At 39.5% G+C, this 7,188-nt stretch carries 4 protein-coding genes and 1 pseudogene; 2 read left to right on the forward strand and 3 right to left on the reverse strand.

Annotated features, from left to right (window positions below):
* The first annotated feature begins 173 nt into the window (after window positions 1–173).
* Window positions 174–521 carry a hypothetical protein gene (locus AN490_RS01710; RefSeq protein WP_299999360.1) on the forward strand — a complete coding sequence of 116 codons (348 nt, stop codon included), beginning with the start codon at window positions 174–176 and terminating at the stop codon, window positions 519–521.
* On the opposite strand, the gene cobT is transcribed toward AN490_RS01710, so the two are convergent.
* The 3 genes and pseudogenes from cobT to AN490_RS01725 form a co-directional block, all read right to left on the reverse strand.
* Window positions 518–1,618 carry a nicotinate mononucleotide-dependent phosphoribosyltransferase CobT gene (cobT, locus tag AN490_RS01715; RefSeq protein ID WP_299999362.1) on the reverse strand — a complete coding sequence of 367 codons (1,101 nt, stop codon included), beginning with the start codon at window positions 1,616–1,618 and terminating at the stop codon, window positions 518–520. The two genes, AN490_RS01710 and cobT, sit on opposite strands and share 4 nt — an antisense overlap.
* 139 nt (window positions 1,619–1,757) lie before the next feature.
* Window positions 1,758–2,468, reverse strand: a complete 711-nt coding sequence (locus tag AN490_RS01720; RefSeq protein WP_213719478.1) for a DUF2232 domain-containing protein — start codon at window positions 2,466–2,468, stop codon at window positions 1,758–1,760.
* Window positions 2,469–2,481: 13 nt separating this feature from the next.
* Window positions 2,482–2,760 (reverse strand): annotated as a pseudogene (locus tag AN490_RS01725) (Crp/Fnr family transcriptional regulator); the annotation flags it as partial.
* 309 nt (window positions 2,761–3,069) lie between these two features.
* On the opposite strand from AN490_RS01725, the gene AN490_RS01730 reads away from it, so the two are divergent.
* A complete protein-coding gene (locus tag AN490_RS01730) occupies window positions 3,070–6,570 on the forward strand; it encodes a hypothetical protein (RefSeq protein WP_299999365.1) in 3,501 nt (1,166 codons plus the stop codon).
* Window positions 6,571–7,188: the final 618 nt, after the last annotated feature.

A 7,188-nucleotide genomic window follows, 5' to 3' on the forward strand; every position in this document is an offset into this window, starting at 1 on the left:
TAACATACCACAGGGATTAAAATCCCTCGTGCCGTTTCCCTCTCAGGTCTAAAGACGCGCTCGTTTCCCACTTACCGCGAGGTCTTATGAAAAGTTAAATAATCCATAAGTATATCGAAGATCCTCAGTAAAGTGAATAACATAGAGACAATATTTTTTGGTGCAGGTATTAAATGGAATCTTTAGAAAAACAAATTCTTACGTTAAGCCAGAAAGTTGATGCTATCTATGAAGTGATTGAAAGGCTTGATATGCGGCTATCTCAAGCTTTGTCAGATTCATCTTTAGATAAGTTACCAGTCATAGAACATTATCTAGAAAAGAAACAGCCAGTGCCTGAGTTAAAAGAATTGAAGCATAAAGATATTTTGTTAGATGGTATTGTAGAAATGAATTATCAGACGACAGATAAACACATAACACCAGAAATCCAAATTCAACGGCTAACAGCTCAGTTAACCGCTGCATATCATCGGATTGCTGCTTTAGAAGAACAGTTACTCAGACAGAGAGTTTATTAATTGCGGCTAAGTTCTTCAAGTTGGGCTTCAATAGCTGCTAATAATTGATTTTGTTGCCAATTTTGACTTAAAGAGGCAGCTATACAAGCCGCACCAGCACCAATACCTTCTTTGACAAAACCCCGTTCATAAGCTTGAAGTTGAGGATATCGAGAATTAGCAAAACTCAATTGTGTAGCTAACAAGGGAGGGATGCTATTTTTGTCTAAACTTTGGGCTAAATCAACTGTTGCACCTGTGGGATCTTCTGCTACCCAACGGGTTGTGCCGATGACAATTTCTGCGGGTTGCCAAGATAAAGAATATGTGTAAGCGATCGCTTGAATTAAAGCATAAACTGCTAACATTTGTGTACCTCCACCCAATAATACCCCACAACTCCGACTCGCGGCGATCGCCATTCCTGCTACTACCACCTGCATAGGATCACCTACTGCGGCCACCAGTTCTAAAGGATCAACAGACGGGGGAATTTTTGCCAATCCCGCTTGCACCAAATCCCATTTCTGTCCGTGATTACACACAGGATGGCTACTATTAACTTTACCAACAGCATCAATGCCCAAACCAGTTAAAATTGCCAAGGCTGTTGTTGTGCCACCGACAACGCACTCGCTGAGAATTAAATACCCATGAGAACTTAATTCAGAACTTAATTGATCACCCCAACGCAATCCTTGTGCTAATAAATGTTTGACAGTATCTATATCCATAGCTGCACCCTGACTTAAACACTTCGCCGGCGCACCACCCAAATCAATTAATGGTACAGGTGGAGTATGGGGTAATCCCGCATTAAACAAGTACACAGGGATATTTAAATTAGCCACCACCGCCCGCGAAATCAGCACAGGAGAAGCCCCCGAAGTCAAAGGAGGGAGAGGGTACTTGGGTTGATGTTCAGCACCGTAATAGAGAAATTCTCCATCAGCACAAGCCGTATATTGGCGATCCTGTGGAGTCAACCCAGCGGCAGAAATACCAGGAATTAAACCCGTTTCTGTAAATCCCAAAATACAGGCAAATATCGGTAATTTACCCCGATAACGATGAAGCCATGCTTTGCCCTGGGGAACTTGTGTGTAAATATTAATCATATCTAAACGGTGATTTTTCTGATTTTTCTGATTTTCCTGATTAATTAATCATCTTCATCAGATTAATCAAAAAAATCATAGTTATGACTTTTACAATTAATCATCTTTATCAAATTAATCAAAAAAATCATAGTTAGGACTACTCATAATCCATCAACACTTGCACCCAATGAGGTGGACGGGGAATGGGATTTCCTAAGCGATCCAAAAGTAACAAAGCAGTAAGATGGACTATAAACAAGTAAATAAAATTATTAAGAACAATGAAAGCGATCGCTCCTAATTGAATTAATAATAAATTGGGAGTCATTAACAATTCCAACTTTAAAAAAATCCATTCAATAATTTCTGTCACTTGGTTAATCACATAAACCCACAAATCTTCCCCCGATAGCACAGACAAAAACCACAGCCGAAAAAACACCCCCATAGTCCCCAATAACGTCCCTAAAGTCATCGAAACAATCCAGGGGACACGACGATACCAAGTCACCCCCAATAGCACACCCATCAAGCCAAAAGGCATGACAAATAACAAACTGCGGAATGGACCCATCAACACAGACAACAGCAATCCAGAAGTCACCGCTGCCATCCAAGCTGCCCGTTTACCCCAACGTAAATAAACCAAAGCAATAGGGATAGGAAAAAATACCCGCAATACAGGACCCAAAGGAACATAAAAATTAATAAACCAAATTAAACTCGCCGTACTTGCTAAGAAAGCCGTTTCCACCATCCTCAAGGTACTCTCAACTTTAAGAGGTTGGTACTGTAATTGACTTTGGGGAAGAGATTCAGGAGATGAATCTTTCTCTGGTTCTTCTGGGAGCAAATCAACAATACTCATGCAGGCAACTCAATTAAACGATGGTTTTTTCCAAAGCTGACCAATCGGGAATATGAATTATATCTTGATCTCTCACAATCAAACCCTTTTTTTCTAATTTTCTCAGCACTCTTGTCACAGTTTCCCGTGCCAATCCACTTAAACTACTTAACTCGCGGTGGGGTAAATTAGGAATTTCCGTGCCTGTATTCTCTTGTTTGCTTTGCCCCTCTGCCAAAAATAGCAACGTATCCGCCACCCGTGACTGACTATCTGATTTCCGTAACCGCAATTTTCTGTTAACTTGTCGCAACCCATTAAATTACAACCACCTTTAATAGAGATTGTCTGAGATTACACCAACTATGTTATAAAAATTTCAGAGGGAACAGGAAAAACTCATGTTTAAGTTCCCTGTTCCCAGTTAAGAGTTCCCTGTTCCCTTGTCATAACGACAATTTTTAACGCCAACCTACTTAGAAGTATTATTTGATTTTCCTGTATCCCTCACGAGAGTGCATGAATAACACCACGCAATCGCGTAGACTGCGCTCTGCGCTTAAAAACTACCTAAACCTGAATCTTCTAAAATTTTGTACATTTTTAACTAAGGTAATTTAACGTGACTTCCCATATTGATGAAATTCACCAACTAATTGCAGATATTGATCACTTACTGTCTCACACAGCTAAAGGCATTTCTAAGTTCCTGTCTAACCAAGGACAACAGGAAAAAGACGTTTTACAACGAGTACATAACTTCTTGGTGCGACTGAGTGAGGAGGAAGTATCAAAAGATGATGTCCTACCGGAAACTACAAACCCACTTCCCACACCAAAATTTTCATCTCTCTTGACACAATTTAACCAAGAGGTTAATGTTCCATCTGTATTTGAGTCTGGTTCGCATCAACCAGAGCTTAGTAGTATTGAAACAGGACAAATCAAACAAGAATTAATGGTCTTAATTCAGCCTTTACAAGCGGAATTATCCAGGCTGTTAGCAGAAAGAGCAGATTTGATTCAGGAAATTAGGCAACTAGAGCAAAAGCGACTGCAAAACCATTCATTAAGTCAGCAGTTAGCGAACCAAGACGAAATGATTTCTGAATTTTTAGAAGTCCTCATGGGTCGTTTAGTGCCACATCTAAAATCAAATTCTGCGGTAATAATTAACCCTGATTTACAGAATTTAGAAGCAATTACTTCTGCCATTCAACCTATTTTAGAATCAGCAGAACGGGTAGAACAGTTGGCAAATTTGGCTCGGAATTTAGATCAACGCTTACTGTCTCTAGATGGAACTGTTAATACTATTTTTGAAGCCCTAGAACGGAATATTAACGCCTATTATCAATCCTTATCTCAAGCATTAGCTAAAATGCACAATGAGGGGATGCAAGGTGAACAATTGATGGCGAAGTTTCTCAATAATTTGACTCAATATTTACAACAACAAGTCTTGATTAATGAGTCTTCTATTTCTGATGTCAACACTGAAATAGTTTCGGCATCACCATTATTAACTGAGTCCTCTGTTGTTGAACAATTAACACCTTCAGAAAATGTATCTACAGAACTTCCGACTGCGGCATCACCATTATTAGCTGAGTCCACGGTTGTTGAACAATTAACACCTTCAGAAGATGTACTTGTAGAACTTCCTGCTGCGGAAATATTGCCAATTGATCTGGATACAGAGTTGTTACAAGAGCCAACACAATCTGCAAAAGATTTACAATTAACAAATACTGATGAAGTAGCTGAACTTTATGCTAGTTTCTTTAATACTGAAATTTCTTCACCGCTAAGTTTCTCATTTTCTCCTGATATTTTGCTGAAGGAAGATGAAAGTTTATCCATTGCTTCTGAAGTGGTTAATCATGATTTATCAGCATTAGAAATTAACAGTTCGACAGTTTCTAGTCTAGCTGACAGCACTACGTTAGCAGAACCAAATTCTGTGGATACAATTACAGTTCTGACTGATTTGTTAGTAGATACGACTCATGAACAAGTACCAATAACAGTTATCAATCAATCAGATAATTCCCACATAGAACCGGAAAATCAGGATATAGCTTTAGATAACTGTCAGGAAGTAGATTTAAGTTTGACAACTCAGACATATATAGAAGCAGAAAAAGAAGATTTTTCTCAAGCTTCAATTACCAGTGAGCAAACTCCAATTACCAGTCCTCAATCCTCAATTCCCAATGATGAAAATAATCATCTTGTCCCAGAGGATAATTTAAATACGACTTGGTATTTAGGAATTGATATTGGCACGACAGGAATTTCTGCGGCTTTATTAAATCACTCTAAATTGGTAGTTTATCCAATTTATTGGTCAGCAGAAAATCAAAGTGGTGATGCTTCTTTTCAGCAATCATTCCGGTTACCAGCAGAAGTTTATTTACCGACAAATTCAACTTCTCATCAGGTGAAAAATGGACAATCAGAATCTTCCCCTCATCTTTATTCAGCACAGTTAAAGCCTTATTTACAAATAGCAGTTCCCTACCAGCAAGAACGACAAAAATGGGAACCAATGCTGCAATTAAATGAGTTTTCCGCAGGTCCATTGATTTGGGTAGTGCGATCGCTCTCTAAGCTACTATCAACTCTCAGAGCTAGTCAAACTAGTACCACACCAGCTTTAATTGCTAATGCTGTGGGAATGAATATACCAACTTTTTCCAAGGTAATTAAGAATATCGCTGGTGTCATCTGTACTTGTCCTTCCAGTTGGACAGAACAATATCGCTTTAATGTTCGAGAAGCGATTGTGACTAGCGAACTTATCTCTCATCCTCAACAAGTCTTTTTTGTGGAAGAAGCGATCGCCAGTTTACTGCCAGAATTAGACAGTGCCAATGGTCAATCTATCCAAATCAGCGAAAAGCAGGGTTTACGGGCTTTAAAAACTAGCAATTATCTCCTGGTAGGTAACACTTTAGCAATTAATATTGGGGCAACGTTAGTAGAAATGACCTTGGTAGATATACCAGCAAATATGGAAGAATTGGTATACAAAAACTTCATGCTCCACAATTTTGCCTACTCTGGTAAAGGCATTGAACAGGATATTATTTGTCAGTTACTACTACCACCAAAATCCCGCCAACTTCGCCAACCTGGGCAATTTCATCATGAAGAAGCGAATGCTAATCCTTGGCATTGGCAACCCTCAATTCCCGGTTTAGACCAAATGCAATTCTCTAATTTGGGTTTAGAAGGACTGGTACTACCCAAAGTTGGAGAACCAGATACACAAGCACGGATTCGTCTCCAGCAACGTCTAGAAAGTTCTCTCCTGGGACAAGCCTTATTAGATGCAGCATTGGCATTAAAGTTAATTTTACAGCACCAAGAAACCTTTACCCTAGAATTCGCCGACCAAAGTTGGGTATTACAGCGCCGAGATTTAGAAAGTCAAGTCTTTGTCCCCTTTGTCCGTCGTCTCAATCGAGAGCTTAACAAATTATTAGTAGCCCGTGGTATTCCCACCGAAGCTATTAATCAAGCTGTCCTGAGCGGTGGTGTGGCTTCCGTCGGCACTATTAACCGTTGGTTACGGCAAAAATTGCCTAATGCCAAAATTATTCAGGACTTATACCTTGGTGAAAACGGCGCTCCTAATTGCAGTCGAGTTGCATTAGGTTTAACTATGTTACCGTTGCATCCCCAAGTTTTAGACATACCTAAACAACAATACACAGATTATTTCCTATTCTCTGAATTGCTAAAACTATTGCCCAACCGTTCTTTAACCTTTGGTGAAGTCTTGCAATTATTTGAAAGTCGTGGTATCAATACCCGTATCTGTCAACAGCGGTTATTGGCTTTCCTAGAAGGTGAACTACCACCAGGCTTAATTCCTGCGGCTTCAGATTACCTTTGGCTGACCCATCACTCCCAGGAAAATCTCGACTACAAAGCAATTGATTCCCTCAAAGCAGGCATAAACTCTCCACCACTATTTGAAAAGCAAGGCAATCTCTCCTATCGTCCCAATTTACAACAAGTCCAGTTATTACTACGTTATTTAGATGCCATTAAATCTAGTACCGTGCAATCCCTAGAAGAACCATATAGTTACCTTTTACATAGTCAAGTATAGGGCAGAGGAGCAGGGGGCAGGGGGATTTTACTTCTTCTTTTTTCCTCCTGACAACTGACCTTTTGGGAACGTTAGATACAATTAGAGCGTCACTAGGTAGAGGACTCAATGGCAAAACATCAGGATCTTCTTTCTTCCTAGAGAAGACATATAATAGGGTTTTCAGGCTTTTGGGTGGGATAATGGAAATGAGTAGCCAAGCAAAAATAAAAATAAAATAACTTTAGTGCGTATATTCAGTTTCTAGAGATGATAATATCATCACAACCCGACGCTCATGTTGGGTAACATACGTCAACCCAACCTACAAATCAAGACTTTTTTCGATTTGGACAAGGTATTGATATAACTGAAACTGGTTATAAGGAGAATGCCGAAAACCCTTGAAGGCGTGTCCGACTCAGGAGGACACACCTGTGCAACAGCTGCGGGATGAAGGCTAGGTGCTTTCCTTTATCCTGCACTGACATATTATATAATAAATGCAGGTTGAAACCAAATCAAATTGATTGTTCAAAGTTAAATCCATGCTAGTCCTAGAATACAAAGTTAAAGGTAAACAAGATCAATACAACGCCATAGACGATGCAATTCGTACCACCCAATTCATTCGTAACA

The sequence above is a fragment of the Anabaena sp. AL09 genome (genome assembly GCF_001672255.1).
GTDB classification, from domain to species: Bacteria; Cyanobacteriota; Cyanobacteriia; order Cyanobacteriales; family Nostocaceae; genus Dolichospermum; species Dolichospermum lemmermannii.

What these genes read in the sequence shown, in the direction of transcription:
- AN490_RS01710 (WP_299999360.1), top strand. Translation starts at nt 174, where the DNA reads ATGGAATCTTTAGAAAAACAAATTCTTACGTTAAGCCAGAAAGTTGAT.
- cobT (WP_299999362.1), bottom strand. Translation starts at nt 1,618, where the DNA reads ATGATTAATATTTACACACAAGTTCCCCAGGGCAAAGCATGGCTTCAT.
- AN490_RS01720 (WP_213719478.1), bottom strand. Translation starts at nt 2,468, where the DNA reads ATGAGTATTGTTGATTTGCTCCCAGAAGAACCAGAGAAAGATTCATCT.